General features: G+C 58.6%; 18 protein-coding genes and 1 pseudogene. 7 read left to right on the forward strand and 12 right to left on the reverse strand.

Annotated elements, in window-relative coordinates; all coding sequences use genetic code 11:
- The first annotated feature begins 57 nt into the window (after positions 1-57).
- Positions 58-399, forward strand: coding sequence for a carboxymuconolactone decarboxylase family protein (locus CRO39_RS11185; protein ID WP_202926319.1), 342 nt, complete (start codon positions 58-60; stop codon positions 397-399).
- Between the two features lie 111 nt (positions 400-510).
- Here the strand turns inward: CRO39_RS11185 and CRO39_RS11190 are convergent, their stop codons facing one another.
- The 4 genes from CRO39_RS11190 to CRO39_RS11205 all read right to left on the reverse strand — a co-directional run bounded on the left by CRO39_RS11190 (position 511) and on the right by CRO39_RS11205 (position 4,544).
- Positions 511-1,419, reverse strand: coding sequence for a LysR family transcriptional regulator (locus CRO39_RS11190; protein WP_097122047.1), 909 nt, complete (start codon positions 1,417-1,419; stop codon positions 511-513).
- A 47-nt stretch (positions 1,420-1,466) separates the two neighbouring features.
- On the reverse strand, positions 1,467-2,855 hold the full coding sequence (gene gor, locus CRO39_RS11195; RefSeq protein WP_097122048.1) for a glutathione-disulfide reductase: 1,389 nt from the start codon (positions 2,853-2,855) through the stop codon (positions 1,467-1,469).
- 133 nt (positions 2,856-2,988) lie between these two features.
- A complete protein-coding gene (locus CRO39_RS11200; RefSeq protein ID WP_097122049.1) occupies positions 2,989-3,360 on the reverse strand; it encodes a DsrE family protein in 372 nt (123 codons plus the stop codon).
- Between the two features lie 125 nt (positions 3,361-3,485).
- Positions 3,486-4,544 carry a LysR family transcriptional regulator gene (locus CRO39_RS11205; protein WP_202926317.1) on the reverse strand — a complete coding sequence of 353 codons (1,059 nt, stop codon included), beginning with the start codon at positions 4,542-4,544 and terminating at the stop codon, positions 3,486-3,488.
- Here CRO39_RS11205 and CRO39_RS11210 point away from each other — a divergent pair.
- Both CRO39_RS11210 and CRO39_RS11215 read left to right on the forward strand, forming a co-directional pair.
- Positions 4,543-5,475, forward strand: a complete 933-nt coding sequence (locus CRO39_RS11210; RefSeq protein ID WP_162125833.1) for a pyridoxamine 5'-phosphate oxidase family protein — start codon at positions 4,543-4,545, stop codon at positions 5,473-5,475. The genes CRO39_RS11205 and CRO39_RS11210 overlap by 2 nt on opposite strands.
- A gap of 3 nt (positions 5,476-5,478) precedes the next feature.
- Entirely contained in the window at positions 5,479-6,432 is a 954-nt protein-coding gene (locus tag CRO39_RS11215) for a PDR/VanB family oxidoreductase (RefSeq protein WP_097122052.1), read from the forward strand.
- Positions 6,433-6,449: 17 nt separating this feature from the next.
- Here CRO39_RS11215 and CRO39_RS11220 read toward each other — a convergent pair whose 3' ends face one another.
- Positions 6,450-7,235: an alpha/beta fold hydrolase gene (locus CRO39_RS11220; protein ID WP_097122053.1), complete on the reverse strand. Its 786-nt coding sequence runs from the start codon at positions 7,233-7,235 to the stop codon at positions 6,450-6,452.
- A 452-nt stretch (positions 7,236-7,687) separates the two neighbouring features.
- On the opposite strand from CRO39_RS11220, the gene CRO39_RS11225 reads away from it, so the two are divergent.
- A complete protein-coding gene (locus tag CRO39_RS11225; protein WP_097122054.1) occupies positions 7,688-8,761 on the forward strand; it encodes an alkene reductase in 1,074 nt (357 codons plus the stop codon).
- 290 nt (positions 8,762-9,051) lie between these two features.
- Here CRO39_RS11225 and CRO39_RS20925 read toward each other — a convergent pair whose 3' ends face one another.
- From CRO39_RS20925 to CRO39_RS11235, 3 genes and pseudogenes are all read right to left on the reverse strand, one after another.
- Positions 9,052-9,225, reverse strand: coding sequence for a hypothetical protein (locus CRO39_RS20925; RefSeq protein ID WP_162125832.1), 174 nt, complete (start codon positions 9,223-9,225; stop codon positions 9,052-9,054).
- A gap of 104 nt (positions 9,226-9,329) precedes the next feature.
- Positions 9,330-9,779: pseudogene (locus tag CRO39_RS11230) on the reverse strand (transposase); the annotation flags it as partial.
- A gap of 95 nt (positions 9,780-9,874) precedes the next feature.
- Positions 9,875-11,080: a hypothetical protein gene (locus CRO39_RS11235; RefSeq protein ID WP_141400772.1), complete on the reverse strand. Its 1,206-nt coding sequence runs from the start codon at positions 11,078-11,080 to the stop codon at positions 9,875-9,877.
- A 419-nt stretch (positions 11,081-11,499) separates the two neighbouring features.
- On the opposite strand from CRO39_RS11235, the gene CRO39_RS11240 reads away from it, so the two are divergent.
- The 3 genes from CRO39_RS11240 (at position 11,500) to CRO39_RS11250 (ending at position 14,525) form a co-directional block, all read left to right on the forward strand.
- Positions 11,500-11,694, forward strand: coding sequence for a helix-turn-helix transcriptional regulator (locus CRO39_RS11240; RefSeq protein ID WP_097122056.1), 195 nt, complete (start codon positions 11,500-11,502; stop codon positions 11,692-11,694).
- Positions 11,695-11,876: 182 nt separating this feature from the next.
- On the forward strand, positions 11,877-13,148 hold the full coding sequence (locus tag CRO39_RS11245; protein WP_162125831.1) for a YagK/YfjJ domain-containing protein: 1,272 nt from the start codon (positions 11,877-11,879) through the stop codon (positions 13,146-13,148).
- 54 nt (positions 13,149-13,202) lie between these two features.
- A complete protein-coding gene (locus tag CRO39_RS11250) occupies positions 13,203-14,525 on the forward strand; it encodes a DUF3987 domain-containing protein (protein ID WP_097122058.1) in 1,323 nt (440 codons plus the stop codon).
- 525 nt (positions 14,526-15,050) lie between these two features.
- Here CRO39_RS11250 and CRO39_RS20505 read toward each other — a convergent pair.
- The 4 genes from CRO39_RS20505 to CRO39_RS20510 are packed head-to-tail and all read right to left on the reverse strand — an operon-like array spanning position 15,051 to position 18,874.
- On the reverse strand, positions 15,051-16,847 hold the full coding sequence (locus CRO39_RS20505) for a hypothetical protein (protein ID WP_141400773.1): 1,797 nt from the start codon (positions 16,845-16,847) through the stop codon (positions 15,051-15,053).
- Positions 16,848-16,878: 31 nt separating this feature from the next.
- Positions 16,879-17,298, reverse strand: coding sequence for a toxin-activating lysine-acyltransferase (locus CRO39_RS21395; RefSeq protein WP_097122059.1), 420 nt, complete (start codon positions 17,296-17,298; stop codon positions 16,879-16,881).
- A 20-nt stretch (positions 17,299-17,318) separates the two neighbouring features.
- The gene (locus tag CRO39_RS11260; protein ID WP_141400774.1) at positions 17,319-18,257 is read right to left on the reverse strand and encodes a hypothetical protein; all 939 of its coding nucleotides are present in this window, start codon (positions 18,255-18,257) and stop codon (positions 17,319-17,321) included.
- Between the two features lie 26 nt (positions 18,258-18,283).
- Positions 18,284-18,874, reverse strand: a complete 591-nt coding sequence (locus CRO39_RS20510; RefSeq protein WP_141400775.1) for a hypothetical protein — start codon at positions 18,872-18,874, stop codon at positions 18,284-18,286.
- Between the last annotated feature and the right edge of the window lie 116 nt (positions 18,875-18,990).

The raw sequence follows: 18,990 nt of genomic DNA on the forward strand, positions 1-18,990 counted from the left end.
TCATCGGGACGCACTGCCCGGCGACACCCCGAAGAACAAGAAGGACCACCGATCATGATGCAAGACTGGAATGCCTACCGCGCCGCCCTGATTGAGCGCGTGGGCGACTACGCAAAGCTGAGCCCGGACACGATGCACGGTATGGCACTGATGGACAACGCGTCGAGCAAGTCCGGCCACCTGGATGCCAAGGTGCACGAGCTGATCGCCCTTGCCGTGGGCGTGACCACGCGCTGCGATGGCTGCATCTCCGTGCACACCCAGAAGGCTGTCGACGCCGGCGCCACGCTGGAGGAGATCTCCGAAGCCCTGGGCGTGGCCATCGCGCTCAACGCCAGCGCCGCGCTGACCTATTCGGCCCGCGTGATCGACACCTACAAGCAGTTGCCCAAGGTCTGAAATTTGTGGTGGTGTGGGCTGGTCGCCGGGTGGGCGGCCAGCCCATGCTTTGCGAGACGTTGCGGTAAACACATCGCCAACGTCGCCTCGGCGATCAACGCACACGTGACCTCAGTGCATCGTGGGATGGTGGGCGAACAGGCCGGTGACCCAGTCCACGAATACCCGGACCTTGGCCGACAGATGCCGGTTCTCCGGATAGACCACATGGATGGGCAAGGGCTCATTGGTCCAGCCCTCCAGGATGCGAACGAAACGGCCGTCCTCGATCATCGGCGCCATCAGAAAATCAGCCATCTGGACCACGCCCAGTCCGGCCAGACCTGCCGCCGTGTAGGCATAGCTATCGCTCACGGCGATGTGACTGGACAGGGCAACCTGAACCCGTTGACCGTCGCGCTCGAAGTACCAGTCGAACATCCGACCGGTCCGCGCAGAGAAGTAGTTCACGCAGTGGTGCTCCGCCAGGTCATTGGGATGTTGGGGAAAACCGCGGCGTTCCAGATAGGCCGGTGAGGCGCAGGTCACGTAGTGCATCGTGCCCACGCGCTTGGCGACGAGCCTGGAATCGGTCAGACGACGTCCCCCGCGGATCGCGCAGTCCACGCCCTCCTCGACAAGATCGACCTGGCGATCGCTGCAGCCCAACTCCAGTCGGATGTCGGGATAGAGCTTGAAGAATTCGGGAAGCGCCGGGATGACGACCTCGCTGGCAAGGCCGGTAGGTGCATCCACGCGCAGCCTGCCGGAGGGACTTTGGCGGTTGCGAAATACAGAGTCTTCCGCGTCCCGCACATCCGAGAGGATCTGCAGGCATCGTTCGTAGTAGGCCGCCCCATCGGCGGTGACACTCACACGGCGTGTCGTGCGGTTGAGCAGCTTAACCGCAAGTGCGGTCTCCAATGATTGAATCAGGGTCGAGACCGTGGCCTTGGGCAGTTTCATGTTCTCCGCGGCGCGGGTGAAGCCGCCGGCGTCCACGACCTGGACGAAGACTTCCATGGCTTGCAGCTTGTTCATTGAGGGCTCTCGATGCAGACCAGATGCACGCGCGTGGCGTAGGCCGCTCAGATTCGCTCGCCGTTCCTGATGCGGTAGGTGGGCTTGTACATGGTGACCAGCTCTTCGGCCGCAGTGGGATGCACGGCCATCGTGCGATCGAAGTCTTCCTTGGTCGCACCGGCCTTCAACGGAATGCCCAGCAACTGGGCCATCTCGCCGGCGTCGTGCCCCAGGATGTGGGCGCCAACGACCTTACGGGTCGCAGCATCGACCACCAGCTTCATGATCGTCTTCTCTGCACGCCCGGAGAGGGTGGCCTTCATGGGCCGGAACTGGGCGCGGTAGACCTCGATCTCCTCGTAGCGCTCGGCAGCGGCCTCCTCAGACAGGCCGATGGTGCCGATCTCCGGTTGAGAAAAGACAGCGGTGGGGATCAGCTCGTGATCCGGTGAGGTGGGGTTGTCCTTGTAGACGGTTTCGATGAAACACATGGCCTCATGAATGGCCACCGGCGTCAGCTGCGCCCGGTCGGTGACATCGCCCAGCGCATAGATGCTGGGGATGTTGGTTTGCGAGTAGGCATCGACCATGATCGCGCCGCGCTCGTCGGTCTGGACGCCGGCGGCATCCAGTCCCAGCCCATGGGTATTCGGCTCACGGCCGAGCGCCAGCATGATCACATCGGCGCTCAGCGCCTGACCGGTCATGGTCTGGGCAATCAGTCCGCCACCCTCGGCTTTTGACACCTGCTCCACGACGTCGGTCACCAGGATCTTGATCCCCTTGTCGGACATGGCCTGGTACAGGCCGGCACGAAGATCGTGGTCGAAACGCGACAGGATTTCCTTGCCGCGGTAGACCACGGTGACCTCCACACCCAACCCGTGGAAGATGTTGGCAAACTCCAGGGCGATGTAGCCGCCGCCAAGAATCAGGATCGATCCGGGCAGTGCCGGCAGGTCGAAGGCTTCATTGGACGTGATGCACAGCTCATGGCCCGGCAGCGCTACGTGGGCATTGGGAGCAGCGCCGGTGGCAATGAGGATTCGCTCGGCGGTAACGGTCTTGCCGCTGCTCATCAGTCGAATCGTGTGCGTGCCCAACAACTCGGCCCGCGTCTGCAGCAGCTCGGCACCGCTGCTCTCCAATCCGCCACGGTAGAGGCGCTCAAGCCGGGCGACCTCGGCATCCTTGGCCACGATCAGTCGGGGCCAGTCCATCGTCGCCGGTCCCACATCCCACCCGAAGCCGGCCGCGTCGTCAAAGTGCTCCCGGTACTGGGAGGCGTAGACGAACAGCTTCTTGGGAACACAACCCCGAATGACGCACGTACCACCGAACCGATACTCCTCGGCAATGGCCACGCGCTTGCCCAGGGAGGCGGCCAGGTGCGCAACCCTGACGCCACCAGAACCGCCACCAATCACAAACAGGTCGTAGTCGAATTCACTCATGGCACTCACACGCCCAGGAACCTAGCAGGTAAGCTCTGGGTCCTTGTCAGAAGGAAGCGCTGGCAAGGCAAGACACATTGGCCAGCGCATAGCGGTATGGCGACACGCGAACGCATCGCCACCCGGGCTGGACTTAGAACGTCAGCACCGTGAAACCGTCAGCAGCGATGTCCGCCACGCTAGGCAGACCCGAGGTGCCGGGGACCATGTTCTCCTGCACCAGCTTGAAGCCCGAATTCTCAGCGCCATCCTTGGCACCAAAAACATCTGCGCAGCCAGAGGACACGCCCACGACACTGGCCCTGACGGCCTCGAACAGGACGTTGATGGGGTGATTGACGCTGGAGAGCACTTCAGGCCAGCGCGTACCGGTGCCGTGGAAGTAGATGCGAACCTCATTGCCCTTGGCCTTGAAGTCATAGGCGGCGGCCAGTGCATTGAACGCGCGGCCCAGGGCCTCTTCGCCGGCATTGGGATCAGACAGCACAACAATTGCAGCTTTCATGGAACATCCTTAGCGTTTATTGGGGACGTCTGCCGGACTAGCGGCGACGAGGCCAACGATAGGGATCGGGCGTGGTGTCAGAAATCAGCCCAGCTGCAATTAAGTCTTGCGTCCGTCTTGTGCAATCAGTCCAGGATCAGCGGCAGGCGACGCAATGCCTCCGCCAGGTGATCGATGAAAGCCCGCACGCGGGCGGAGCCGTTGATGGATTCCCGATGCAGGATGTGGACCGGAAGGGGCGGCTCCTCGAAATCCTCAAGGATGATCTTCAGGCGCCCTGCGGCTACCTCGTCAGCGATCTGATACGAAAGCAGTCTCGCCATGCCAAACCCGGAGGAGACCGCGACTATTGCGGCATCGTTGCTGGATACAACGATACGTGGGCGCACCTTGACCTGGATGGGTTGCTGCGATGGACCAAATCGCCAATCCAGACGAGGGGACATCGCGGCCGCCACGACGACATCATGCACTGTTAGCTCGGCAGGATGCGCGGGCGTTCCCCGTGAAGACAGATACTCAGGTGAGGCACACAGAACGTGCCGGACGTGACCTACTTGCCTGGACCTCATTCCCGAGTCGGGAAGCTGGCCAATGCGCACAGCGACGTCGATATTTTCATCGATCAGATTGAGGTTGCGGTCAGAGAAGTGAGCCGTGACCTGGACCTCGGCATGCATCTTCAGGAAGGACACGATGATGGGCATGACGGCGATCCTGCCGAACAGCACGGGGGCCGTGACCGTAATGGACCCCTTCGGCGTGGCATTGGCATCAGCGACCGTGGCATTGAGATCCTCGATCTGCTGAAGGATCGAGCGCGACTCCTCGAAGTAGCGGCTACCAGCCTCCGTCAGCCGCATGCTGCGGGTCGTACGTACCAACAACGTCACGCCTAGTGCCTCCTCCAAACTGACCACCGCACGCGTCACGCTGGCCGGGGAGAGATCGAGCTTTCTGGCCGCCGGCGCAAAGCCCTGGGCCTCGACCACGGCGACAAAGACCTGCATCAGGCGGACATGATCCATGAGCGGCACCCTTTCTGGTTCGATCAGCCTAGCAAAACCTGCCGCCCCGGTATTGCTGGTGCGGAAATAATCAATTGCGTCGCAGACCGTTTCTGGTTCATGGCTACTTGCCGAGCATATGCGGTGCGCCGCCGCTGCGGCAAGGAGTCCTGCCATGCACAAGACAGCCAACTTCCATGAGGGTGAACTTCAGGCGCAGGCGATGGCCCATGAGTCTGACGTTGCCGCCCGAAACGGGTCCAACGTGACCGATCACATCATTCGTCCTGCACTGCCGTTCGTTCGCCAGCAGAAGATGGCTTACGCGGCCAGCGTGGATGCGGTGGGCCGTGTCTGGGCATCGGTGCTGATCGGTGAGCCTGGCTTTCTGGAGCCCTCCGAGGATGCAGGCGCGTTGACAATCCATCTGGACAAGGTGGTCAGGCAGCTTCACGACCCACTCTGGGACAACATCGAGCAGGATGGTCGCATTGGCCTATTGCTGCTGGAGCTGCAGACCCGCAAGAGACTCAAGATCAACGGACAGGCGCAGCGGGAGAGTGAGCGCCTTGTCATCCAGATCACCGAATCGGTGCCGGTGTGTCCTCGCTACATCCAGCGCCGTATCATCGATCTGCTCGCCAGTTCGGACACGCAGATGCCCGCGGGTATCAAGCAGGGGCTGATGCTTGAGCCGGAGCATCTCAAGCTCCTCCACAGCATCGACACCTTTTTTCTTGCCACCGTCCATAAAACCCACGGCGCCGACGTTACCCATCGCGGCGGCCCGCCGGGGTTTGTGGAAGTGCTCGCCGATGGCAGGCTCAGGATTCCCGATTACAACGGCAACGGGATGTTCAACAGCGCCGGCAACGTCCTCGTTGATCCAAGTGCTGGACTGGTGTTCCCCGACTACGCCCAACGCAGGATGCTTCAGCTCACCGGGCGTGCTGAAATGCTCTGGGATCAGCCCGACCCCAAGGGCGTGACCGGCGGTACCGGGCGCTTCTGGCAGTTTCAGACCAGCGCCTGGATCCAGACGCAGCTGCCCGAGCAGCTGCACAGCGAGTACGTCGACGCCTCTCCCTTCTTGCCACAAGGTCTTTGAAACATGCAGTTGCGTGTGAGCCATGTCAGTGCCCTGACACCCAGCGTTCGTCTGATACGTCTGGAATCGACGGACGGCCAGCCGCTGCCCGCCTTTGAGCCGGGCTCGCACTTGGCTTTAGGCTTTGATATCGGGCACGAGCCCACGCAACGGAAGTACTCGCTGGTCTCCGACCCACAGGGAGGCGCTTACTACGAGATTGCAGTCAAGAAGAGTCCCAACGGCCGTGGCGGATCGAAGTTCCTGCACGAGAAGCTTGCCGTGGGCGCGCTGCTGGAATCATCGAGCCCCATCAGCGAATTCAGCATCGCGCCCGACGCCAAGCACTATGTCCTTATCGCCGGCGGGATCGGCATCACGCCCATGCTCAGCATCATCGTGCGTCTGCGCCAGACCGGTGCATCCTTTGAGTTGCACTACTCCTCAAAGACACGCGCTGAAGTGGTTTTTCAAGATGTGTTACTGGGTGAGGACTGCGATCGCGTGACGTTGTACTTCACAGAGAGCGACAGTTTTAGGCGGATCGACATCAACCAGCTGCTGAAAACCCATGCCCAGCAGGCTGACGCGCACTTCTATGTGTGTGGGCCTTCCACGCTGATCGACCGCGTCCGCCTCGCCGCCGGCGCGCATGGCGTGCAGGCAAAGCGGGTGCACTTCGAGAGCTTCGGGCCGGCCTGGTCGATGACCGATGGTCCGGTCAAGCTGGGCCTGTCCGAATCCAACATCGAGGTGGATGTACCGGTGGGGACCACATTGCTCGATGCGATGGAAGCGGCCGGCGCCTGGGTCGCCGCGGATTGCCGGCGCGGGGAGTGCGGGGCTTGCATCACCACTTACACCAGCGGAAAGCCCATCCACCGGGACAACTGCCTGACGGAAGAACAGAGGGCGCATGCGTTCTGCCCCTGCGTCTCATGGGCCTCTTCCTTGGGAACCTTGACCTTACAGGTCTGAAGCCCGGTGGCGGTTCCCTACGTTGCAGGCGATGCTTGGTCGCGAAGGAACGAATCGACGGCTTCATTGAAGCGCTCCGGGGCCTCCAGGTACGGCAGGTGACCGCACTGCTCAAAGACCTGGTGCAAGGCATGCGGAATCAGTTGCTGTAGCTCGCCGTGGCAGTAGGAAGGCACGATCTGATCCTTGGCGCCGTGGATGAGCAACGTGGGGCTCGTGATCGTGGCGACCTCTGAGCGCTGGTCGTAGTCCTGGATCTGCTGAAACAACGTCCGGATGTATGGGCGATCCAAGCTATCCAGCGAACGCAGGAAGCCGTGGTAGATGGTCGTGCCTTCGGCGATGGCCATCTGGGCAAGCAACTGCCTGGCCCATGACTGCACGCCGGCCGGCCCTAGCAGGAGCTCGTCGTATAGCATCGTTCGGGCGGCTTGATCCGACGGGCTTAGGTACAGGCATGTGTTCACCACGATCAGGCCACTGACCCGATCCTTCGCGCGTGCCGCCACGCCGAGCCCGGCACGGGCACCTTTGGACAGGCCGCAGATAGCCACCTTGTCGATGCCCAGGTGATCGATCAGGGCGATGACCACGTCCACGAACTCCGAGAATCCGATGCTCTTGCCCTCCGACTTGCCGTGACCCGGAAGGTCAAGGCAGATCATTCGCCGGCGAGAGAAGAAGTACTGACGCTGATAGGTCCAGTTGCGAGCGTTGCCACCCAGCCCATGCAGGAAGACGAGCGCATCGCCCTGTCCATCGTCGGTGAAATGGATCTGGTGTTCTTTGTATAGGAAATACATGGCGACCGGATACCTGTGCGTGTAGTGGCGTGCGTGTCGAGATAGATAGGATCGCAGTGGTTTCTGTTCAAGCGCATGGTCAAGCGCTGCCGTTGTCAAAGGAATGCAGGCACAGGAAACATTGAATTGCGCAGCGCGCAATAGTGCGGACGATAACGGTTGTCCTTCGCGCGGGACAGGGATGTTAGCGCCCGCAGGGCCCGCAGGCACGGGGTTCCTTCTGTCGACGTGACGGATGGGTTCTACGCAACCCGACCCCGTGCCTGAATTCTTCCAGCTGCGGCAAGAGAGTTAGTCGATATCAGGACTATTTGCGCGCAAATGTGGAGATCAGAATCCTCCACACACCCCGCGCCTGAAACAGAGAAGCATTGCCAAACAATCACCAGGCCAGTAAACACCGCGGCAATCTCGCCGGAAGTACCACGCGCACGCCAGCCCAGAGGAACACCATGCCAACACTCTTTGACCCCATTTCTCTAGGCGCGCTGCACGCCAAGAACCGCGTCATCATGGCGCCGCTGACGCGTGCGCGTTCGACCAGAGAGCACGTTCCGACTCCGATCATGGCCGAATACTATGCTCAGCGCGCTTCCGCGGGCCTGATTATCGGTGAAGCTACGGGCATATCCCAACACGCTGTTGGTTGGCCGTACGCGCCCGGCCTCTGGTCTGAGGAGCAGATGGATGCATGGAAACCCGTCACACGTGCCGTACATTCCAAAGGTGGGCGCATCGTCGCTCAGCTTTGGCACATGGGGCGCATGGCACACTCTGCCGTAACAGGAATTCACCCGGTGTCTTCCAGTGCAACAACAATGCTAGGTGATGCGCACACCTATGCCGGAAAGAAGCCATTCGAGACAGCCAGGCCGCTCGATCTGGACGAAATACCGACCCTGGTCCAAGACTACGTTCGAGCTGCAAACAATGCGATTTCCGCAGGCTTCGACGGCGTACAGATCCATGCAGCCAACGGCCAATTAATAGATCAGTTCCTTCGCGATAGCAGCAACATTCGGACGGACGAGTATGGCGGAAGCATCGCCAATCGGATTCGCCTGCTTAAGCAAGTCACTGGCGCAGTGGCCAACGCAGTTGGCGCCGAACGCACGGCCGTTCGCCTGTCTCCCAATGGCGAGAGCTACGGGGTGGACGACAGTAATCCAGAACCCCTGTTCGCCGCCGCGGCAGTGGCGCTAGGCGAGATTGGCATCGCGTTCCTTGAGCTGCGCGAACCCGGTCCCGATGGCACGTTTGGCTCGACAGACGTGCCCCGTCTGTCTCCCGTGCTTCGCAAACACTTCAAGGGACCCCTGATTCTCAACAGCGACTACGACCTGAAGCGCTCTCAGGCCGATCTTTCGGACGGCATTGCAGACGCTATCAGCTTTGGGCGTCCTTTCCTCGCCAATCCTGACTTGGTGGATCGATTGCGAAACAACTCGAAGTTGAATGATGATCGCATGGAGACCTACTACAGCCAAGGCGAAGAGGGATACACCGATTATCCCAAACTGGCCTGACTACGCCGAGCGGGCTGTTGCTTCCTTGGCGCGTGACTCCCCAGTTCACTGGCATTCCCCGAGCCAGTTGATGCCGCCCTCACCCTTGGCGGCCAGACTGTCGTGATGACAGCCCGTACGCAGAGGAGGCCTCCTCCTCTGCGTAACACTTCCACATCTAGTCATCCAAGCCGTGCTGACGCTGTTTCAAGCAGAACATACTTTTGCGCATGCATGAGAATAGGTCGTGTCCGCTTCTGGCCGAAATCTGCGTCATGCGGCCTGAGGTCCGCTTCAGGTCAGAAGCGAATTCACTTTGTGCTTTTCTGTCGGCCAAACAGGGACTGCGCCCTCGCCACCACCTCTTCATGAGTGATCGCCCGGCCAGCATCTACGTCAGCAAGTGCCTCCAATGTGGCTTGATGCTTCTCTTCTTCGAACAACTCAGGCATATCCGCCAGCAAGTCGGTGTCGGGCAAGTTCATGCAGATGGCCTTGCGAAGTATCGGATCGCTCTAGCGCTAGGAAAAAGGATGATGGCAGCTATCGGGTCGGAAGCGTTCCTTCCCTACCCCCGATAAACATCCCTAATCGCCTTGAGCTTGCTGCCATCGATGGCCACGACCGCATGCGAGAAGACCTTCATCGTCCGGCACAGCGCAACGAAGCGGCTGCACACCGCCGTGATCGCCCCACCGTTGTCCTTGCGGAAGTCGGCAATGGTCTTGAAGTCAGGCGCCAGTCGCCCGGTCAGCCAGATCAGCTCGAGATTCCGTTGCACTTCCCGCTCCAGGCGTCGGCTGGAGGGGATGCGATTGAGGTAGCCGTAGATGTAAATCTTGAGTAGGGCGGCTGCGTGATAAGCAGGCCTCCCACCCGCCGCGCGATTGGCGGCCTCGAAGCCTAGCTCACTTAGATCAAGGGCTTCGACGAAGGCGTCGACCACCCGCACCGGATGGTCTTCGTGGACGTAGTCCTCCAGCCGGTCAGGGAGCAGAAGTTCCTGAGAACGATCGGCTCCATCTACGAATCGCTTCATGCAAAGCACCCATTGACTGGTGCTGAGATCATGCCAGCGTAGGGAGGGCTTTCACTCAGTCTCGGTCGAAAGCGAACACCGCCCTCTTCACGAGCCTAGCGCTCCCGGGCGTTCTTACGTCGTTTATCAATCCCGATCACAGGCCGCCAGCGCCTACGAAGCGCCCTCACGAAGGACCGAAGTTCTGGCACATCTGTCGACTGCAATGACTCGCCGCTAATGAGAAGGGTGAGATGCCCCACCTCATGCCCGGCAAAGTTAGCCCGAAGTAACTTCTTCGCCAGATCTACCAACGGCGGAGACGGTTCCGTTTGCGACTGAATGCCCCACCAGTCCGCAAGAGCAAATACAAACGAGAGCCAACCACTGGCGAACGGGAAGGTGTACTTGGCACCCTCATCCCAGCCTGCGAGGCCAGAGGTCTGCAGGAGCCCTCTATCGCCACTGCCGTGGGCACGGTCAAGGTCAAGCCTTACGAACTTGGCTGCAGTGACAATGCTCTTGTCCCTGAACTTGAAGCCCAGCTTCGCGGCCTCCGAGGTGAGCCACTTCTTTGGGTCAATGGGCTCCTTTTTCTCATTCAGCAGCCACGCCGCCTGGAACATCAGATAGATGCCGGGCATGCGCTCCTTGTGATCGAAGGGGTAGTTGCCGTGGCCCTGACGCTTCAGCACCTTCGCCTTGAGGCGCTCCACGTCCTGCGCATCCACGTAGAGCTCCGCCACAGGCACTTTGTCCAAACTCACGGAGTAGAACTCAGGAGGCTCCATGCCGGGATCGCCCTCACCACGAAGCATGTGGTCACGCCTGCAATCAAGCGCATCGCTCCAGGCCTGCGCGTCAATGAGGATGGCACTCTTGAACTCGACCCGCTCAAGGTCGTGAATCCTCACGTCGCTGTACTCCCGGATCTCGCGCCCGCGCCCATCCTTACCCGTATTCGTGTAGACCCGCTTTCTGGATAGTCCTCCACCTGAGAAGGTCGGCGTAACGGCTGTACGCGAGTGGGCAGCCTGTTCGTAGGACTCTGGTGACAACTGCAGGTAGAGAACGTCATTACAGAAGCGCTTGACGGGGAGCGAGTCGATATCGGCAGGCTCGACAAAGGGCCTGTCATGTCCAGCAGCGTCCGACTCATCCACTTGCTGTGGAGCGAGGGGCACCTGCAGATAGCAATAGACCAGATGCCTGGAGATGTTCACCTGCACGTATACCGGCACGTTCTCCTGCGCCAGAAATGCGAGATCGTCAATCCCCTCCGGTTTGTACTGCTGCCAGCCGGTGTTGCTCAGGGGAATCATTCGATTCTGCGTGCTCCTTGTCTCCATCAACTCATCCACGAGGACTGCCGAAATTGGCGGACGGATTTATAGCATGCCAGCTCGGTTAGGCAACGATCGTCGTCTGCTCACATCTACGCTTGCCGTACCAAGGAGTGAGGCACCGCGCTTCGTCTCACAGCTGATTGCGCAACTTCTCCTCCGCCTCCATGGTTGACCAGAAGTTCGCGCATGGACGTCCTAGGACACAGTCAAATTAACCCCATAGCCACCTAAATTCCGATCGCGCTCAAACTATTATTTTCGGGATGTAAAAGCCTTGCCCTACCTGGCTTTCGCGCATGATGAGATGACGGAATGTTGGAACATTCCGGCGGAATCAATGCGCGTTCGAGCACGGATCGGCAGCATGCGAGCCCTCTTCACCAACAGAGATCAGCATGAGTTCCCACTCCCTTGAAACCATCTTCCGCCTAAAGCGCGTGCGTGAAATAACGGGCCTGTCTCGCTCCACGCTCTACCTCTACATCAGCCAAGGAAAGTTCCCCAAGCCGCGCAAGCTCGGTGCGCGCGCTGTGGGCTGGTTTGCCAGCGAGGTGTTCGCCTGGGTGGCGGCGCGTGAGCTGGCCGCCTGAGCCGCTGAACGCTAATTCGACGCCGCCGCCGCTTTGCCAGATCGGGCATTTCGTGGACACGCCCGTCTTGGGCCGGCCCAGATTCTTCACTTATCGAAGTCGTGGGATTTCCGGACTGTATCCAATAGCGAAGCGAAATACCAATCCGTTACCACTATTTTATGAAAGCAATGACATATCGTATGCAGCGCGGCCAGTCGGTGCAGCCTCTGCCAGCGCTGGCGCCCAATCCTCCATTGGAGCCAGAGGGCGAGGATGACTACGTTGACCAACGCACGCAGGACATCCTGCGTCGAGAGCGTCAGCATCAGTTGGCTGCCGAGCGGCACTTTTGCCATCACACTGATGACGGCCAACGGTTCTTGGCCGACACCCAGGACCGCACGCTCAAGGAGTTCATGGATCAGCTGACCGGCGCGCACAAGGCGCTGCTGGTGAATGATCGCAGTCCGGTGAGGAACATCAGCTCATGGCGGCCAGCGCCAGCCATGGTCGTTGGTCAGTACGAGCTGTCTGGCCTGGGCAAGCTGCTCCACGCGTGCTGCGTCCGTTATCTCACGCTTGAGGAGCGAACGCCGGACTGGCTGTGCGCCTACATCGACTATGTCTTCAGTCCCCAGGTGACCGTCATGCTGCGCGCGCTGCAGCGCTGGGCCAAGCCGATCGGCCTGTGGCTTGAGGCTGGCGTCCCTGCCTGCGACGGCTCTCCGGACATGGACGCGGTTCATGCCTTGAACCGCTTTGCTCGCTTTGTGAGGCGAGCCTCCCGCTCCTGGCGGTTCATCAATGAGTGCCGCAAGATCGACCGGCAGGCCAACGACAACTTCTCCAGCGGTCGCAAGCTGCTCTTTGAGCTGTTCTCGCACTGTTCGCGCCTGCTAGTACTCCGGGTTGACCTCTACTTCCGGCCTTGGGCCAAGGCCTTGGGCGTCAGTCAGGAAGCAGATGATCTGATCGAGAAGTTCTATCGCCGCCTACGTGACGGACGTATCGTCGATGACTACCTTGGCGCGATCTACAAGCGCGAGGATGGCATCAACCGTGGTGCCCATTGGCACTGGCTCATCGTGCTGGATGGGCATCGCCGGCGCGACGCCTACGGCCTGACTCGACGGATCGGTGAGGACTGGATGCGCGTAGCGGGCGTCAACAGGTCCAGCTACTTCAATTGCTATGTGAGAGCGCCCAGCTTCAAGTTCAATGGCCTGGGGCTTGTGCATGTCTGTGACACGAAGAAGCTTCTGGGGCTTCGGGCAGCGTTGGTGTATTTGACCAAGCGCGACTGTGTCCTCAAGCTGCACAGCGGCAAGGATCAGCACTTTCGGCGTAGCAAGCCTCGGCACAAGGACAAGAAGCAGCGAGGCGCACCCCGGCGAAGCCCCGATAGTATGGCTACGCTGCGCCGAGTGTTTGCAGGCCGTCGCGACAGGCCGCTGGATGCGATTACACTGTGACAGTTGCGCCTTCGGATATCCCCTCGTTCCATCTGACTAGTACTAAGATCCTGCATGTATCCTTTCCCTAGGCACCACGCTCACTGTCCGATTGATGCGCTTCCGGACCTGCTCTATGACGCAGCCCACCATCTGCACCGCCAGCTGTCGGACATACCGCCATGCGTGCTGCTGACGGATGCTATCGCCGCTGCCGCCGCTGCGGTCCATTTGTCCTACGACGTGGCTGGACCGGACGGGCGGCTCATGCCCTGTACGCTCAACACACTGGCGGTGTGCCGTAGTGGCTTGGGAAAGGGGACCTCATATCACGGCTTCTTCAAGCCTTTCTATGAATTCGAGAACGAGAGCGATGGCGAGGAGCTGCTCCTCCAAGAGGTCAGCTATCGCGCCCTCATGGAAGCGCTTCATGGAACGGGGCGCGCTCTCTCAATCCAACACGAGGACGGCGACAGCTTTCTGGACAGCCAGTTGCTCAAGAAGTGCCCAGACAAGCTGACGCAGTTCTGGAGCGGAAAGCCCCCCATCAAGCATAGGGTTCGGGGCATTTCACTCGTAGCCACCGACGCTCGCTGTTCGCTGGGAATGCGCATCCAGCCCAAGATTTTCTACCCCTTCCTCATCAGAACCGACAGCAAGACCTTCGTACAGGGTCTGTGGCCGCGCGCCATCGCCGCGTGCTATGACCCTGTGAAGTTTTATGAGCCAATGGCGTTCTTCTCGCCGCCTTCGGCCAACCAGGCCGGCCTGAAGACGTTCCATGACCGGGTGACCGAATTGCTTGCGCGAGCCAAAGAACGGGCAGTCAGCGAGCAGCTTGTGCGCGAACCGCTTAGGCTGGAGGACGCCGCGGCCGCCTTTATGGTCGAGCTCAAGCACCGCATCAAGCAATGGGAGTCTGAGTACGAGGACATTGCGGAGGCCCGCGACAGGGCCTGGGAGAACACGCTTCGTCTCGGTGCCGTGTTCCACGTGATGTGTGGGGACGGGAATGCGATCAGCCTGGAGATGGTGCAGCGGGCATGGGACATTGTGGAATGGTCGCTGGGACAACACCGCAAGATCTTCGTCGAGGCGATCGCCCCGCACGTCCAAAGCCCGAAGGTACCCACCTCCCCCCATCCCTCCCGCGCAGCAGGCAAGCCTCGTCCCGCGCAGAATGCTCAAAGGCTCAAGGAGTGGATCGAGAAGATTGCGTCATGCCAGGGCGATGACTGGGTCGAGTTGAGCGAGGCTGCGCAGCAGGCGGGACTCTGCGGCAGGGCCCTTAACACGGCAAGGAAGCGCCTTGAGTACGAGGGACAGCTTATGAAGCAGGAGCGGAGGGGCCAAATCTATGTTCGGCTGCTGCGCTACCCCGGCACCGGGTCGCTTTAACGCTGACCAGAAAAAATGAATGCGGCAATCGGCCAGGGAGGGAGCCATCGGCTCCCTCCCTGCGACTATGCTGTGCCTGGACCCGCAACCACATATCACCATGAGGCAGTGGCGTCAAAAGGTCACTGCTGTTGATTGCCTGATCCATCACACACGAAGCAATCAGGGTCTAGGCCGCGGGCAATCTTGTCCGCGCGCCTCTGCGCCTCTTCCGCCTTGACCTTGGCATCCCGCTGTGAGGGCGACAGTAGACGCTCCAAGCCATATCTCTTTGAAAGCTCAACTAGCCTCTACATGCTGGCATGCCACTCGCATGACGGAAGCCCCGATGAACTCATCAGCAAGTATGGATACAACATTGTAGAGCCCATTCATTGACCGAGTTGGCGCGACTTCGCCATTGACGGAGACGGTGGCTGGCAGGGTTCGCCCATCGACGCCGATCAAGCGGTGGGACCGCTTGGACGATTCACCTAGCCTTTTTGGCCGGTGGCGACACTAACCTTCTACTAACCGCCGATTTTTCTACTCGGTGTAGCCATATGTGAACCAGGCGCAGGGAATCTCTATTTCTCGTTCACCCAGTTGGATTCCACTCAAGCGATCATTCAAGCATCGTCGTGGTAGGACGCAGTTCCAAGTGCTCTCCACTCTCGCCATGGGGTCTGCTGCCAAAGCTGCGTCCTCCGGAAGAACCTGACCAAAAAGTTCCAATCGCCCTTCGAAGATAAGACCCTCGACCCAAACCGCTGGTTCTTCATCTTCATTTCGCCAGCCGACAAGAATGCTGCTACCCATATGGTGAGCATGCATGTCTACTGCGAAATTGCCGGGGAGCTCTGGCCAATGGCGTCGACTCTCGTTGACGACTTCTGCTATGAAGGCAGGCAAGCTATTCAGTGTTCCTTCCGACGCTTCAAGAAACTGGTTCACTCGCTTCTGCAACTCTGATCGGTAAATAGCTCGCCGGGGCGCGAGAAGTCGACGAGCGCATGCGAGAGAAAACTTTCTTCGTGTTCTCCTATTGGAGCCGATACGATCACTGGCCTCGATATGTGACAACACATCCGAAACGACTTGTTGCTGCAATGCGAGTTCATGTGAACTATCATTGCAGCCATCTTGTAGGCTTGAGCTTAGCCACTTCAAGTCAGATTCCTGGTTGCGTGAGTAGTTCACTGCCTTACTCTGCTGAGCAAAGTAGTAGTCCGAAGTGCGATTAAACACTGCGTCTGCGTGACAATCTTCCAATCTTGTTGGCACGCCCCACAGCCGGAGGATTTCTTCTCTGAAGGCTAGTCGATACGCTTGAGAGACACGCTCCATGATCTCTGTCTCGTTCTCGAGCGCCGGCGGGCAGCTTGCATACTTTTGGAAGTAAAAGCCCAACGACTTCGCGGTACTTACAATTGTCTCCAATTCCCGCCCAAATCCGAGATCGTTGTCAAGGACCTTTGCGTTAGCCCAATCCGGAAATGCATGTGCATTCCCATAGTCCATGAGTTCACCGGAAACAGAAAGATTGGACGAAAAGAACCCTCCACCGTATAGTCGATGAACCTGTCCAAATGCCGCTTGCTGCGCAAACTTTTCCAGCATTATCGTCAATCTATCTTTGGTGCTGTTACCTTCGTATGCAGCGTCCTTCTCGAAATGAGCTATCAGTTCCTTTGTGCGCTCCACATCATCCATTTGGCAGTTATGGTGGCCATCCAAGGGGCGGACGAATCCAGGCGCTCTCTGGAAATGTGCTGGACGCAGTACCGATGGCCTAACGATCAACGCTCTTTTGAGGTAAGTTCCTGGCCTGGAAGAAGACTCGAACGTTAGTCCTGTGTCGATTATTGCAACGACAGGAACAGCCCCGAACCTGAATTCAAGGTCAAATACCTCAGCATAGATGGCCTCACGAATAGCAACGTTCATAGACGCACAGCCGTGAGAGTGCTCGCGGTTCACGCCCTCACCAACCAAGGGGGTGGCACCCACCCCTTTGACGCTCATACCACCAACAACTGCGGCCCTTCCACTCCCGCCATGCGCGAAATATCCGCTATTGCTTCCATATCGGTCAGCCAAGAACACTTTACTGGCACTAGAGTTGAATTGCTCAATCTGACGGTGTTCAATGACTGCATAGGCATATTCGGCAACGAGCCGATCTTTCAGTCGTGACATCTCATCTGTACTGGCAAGATCTACTCCATTTCGCATCCACCATCTGTAATTCAACCAAGAAATACTCGGATTGCGGAGGGCATGAACCTGAAACGGCACCACTCCATGAGGACTAGCAGATACGAGATCGAAAGCACCGTTCATGATCACCTTTGCACACAGAGGACCTTATTCCTCACGCAAGCTTCCAGCGAGTAACCTTGCTTACTTTTCCTTCATCGGTTCGTCGAAGCGAGTGCGCCTCTAACGCGCCCGGAAACAGCATCCGCGCCTCTCTTAATGCACGTCGAAGGACACCCGGGCTTAGGACGAGATCGAGTATCCATAGTCGATCGCCCTCATTCCATTCGGAAACATGCAATATGACGTCGTCATCGGTAAGTAGCTTCCGCTCTGCATCTTCCGCTAGGAACGCCCACGTCATGTAGCCGAGGCAGGCACCCGATTCATCAATGAAAAAGTGGATTTGGCGTAGTAGGACGGCGGGCTTAATCCAAATCGCAATGCATGCAAGTGGATACTGGCAGTACTTGTTTGACCTGCACATAGCCTCGGCCACGCGACCAAGCTGAGAATAGTAGGCGGTTGCTTCCATAAGCCGAACTTAGTTCTGCTTCAGTCGCCTATACCATCCGCGACACACGTATCGGGCTGGTCCTGCAGACGCGGGCTTTGGGCGAACGATCGTTCATAGGTTCGGGCGACCCATAGGTCAGCCTCCGCCTTTGTCGCAATTGGGAGTGGCGCTTCCGGATCCTCTGCAAGAGCGTCCAGCAGCTTCTGATATTTTCCTTCCAATGTGCCACGACGGAGTAAGCGATTCATCTTGTATATACTCGTTCGCTCTCCATTCACCAACGTCCCCATCAATCCGCTCTGTGCTATTACTTCAGGTGTGGCAACCCTAAGCAACTCGACAATCCGCCAATCTCCACGTTCGAAAGCCGCCTTTGTGTAGGCCTGTGCTTCTTTCTTGTAGTCGTCCTTTTCTTGCTCTGTCCAAGGTCTATTGACGAAAAACGTCCCACGGACGTAGCAGATCTGGGCATCGGTATCGTTATTGGCTGCAGCACGTCGCGTCGCCTGGTAGAAGTCCACCTCCGCTTCCGCAGATGTCTTCGCGTCGCAAGCAGCGAGTGATGACGATAGGCTCTTTAGACGCTGTCCGAACTTCTTTGAGCGGGCGTCACAGGACTCGACGAAGGCCACATATTGGGGATTTCCTCGATACGCATCGCTCTTCTCGCAAGCTTGCAACTGGCTGTCCATACCATCCTTCTCACGAAATGCTATGGCGCACGACTTCGCAACCGTGAACGTTTCCGTATTCTTCGAATAAGGTACTGAGCTTGCGGCCAGGAGTGGCACTATGGAAGGAGTCGGCGACGGCGGAGGTGTCGACGCCGAGACAGTGTCCACATGTTCAGCGGGCGCAGCCACGGCGTCCACCAAAGGCGCCTTTTGCTTCGTCCATAAGTAGGCACCCACGAAAACCGTTGCCACTAGGACTATGAATATAGTGCGCTTGTTGGATTTCTTTTTATGGCGTTCCATTTCTAACTCCAGTCCTAGAGTGATTACTACAGCCCACCGCATTTGGCTCCGTTATCCGCGACAAAGGCAGCATAAGCTGACTGCCCCGCTTGTTCGGCTATGGATTCGTTCGTAATGCCGCCAGCATGCGCAAGCTCATGCACTAATGTAATTAGATGCTCTTTGAAGGTCGCATATCCTTCCGGCAAGATCCAGATCTGTTTATTATTGCTTTCTTGAAGTCCCGCGATCGACGTCCAGCTTCCGAAAGGCTGAACGTTTGTTGATGTATAAGTAGTGATGCCGGTCCCTTGCGTCCAACCATACTTATTCATATAGCTGAGCGTGTAACCACCAGGAAGAGGCCAAACGCCATACTTCTGAGCACAGTTCAGCGCCTTCGCTCTGACGATACTGTTGGGGGTGGCGGGGAGGGGCGTGCCGCCAGGATACAAACTGACCGGAGGTCCCTGTTGATAGGAAACCTGCGTAATGGGCCAGTAATAATGCGTACCGGTTACGCTAACAGTATTTAAGTTGGTAATCGGAAGCTCTTCTATCTCTTGCGCCTCCGACAAACTACCGATTGACATCGCTGCTGTCAAAACGACCAGCTCTACTGGCTTCAGCTTTCTCATCCTAGCATCCTTGTTCCATTGAGATTCGGTTGACACCGACCCAAGCCAAGCAAGTTCCATTGCGATCCAGGCGTTGATATAGCAATGCTCTTGGATACAGTCAGACTATGCAATGC

Source organism: Pseudoxanthomonas wuyuanensis (genome assembly GCF_900215535.1).
Lineage (GTDB): Bacteria > Pseudomonadota > Gammaproteobacteria > Xanthomonadales > Xanthomonadaceae > Pseudoxanthomonas_A > Pseudoxanthomonas_A wuyuanensis.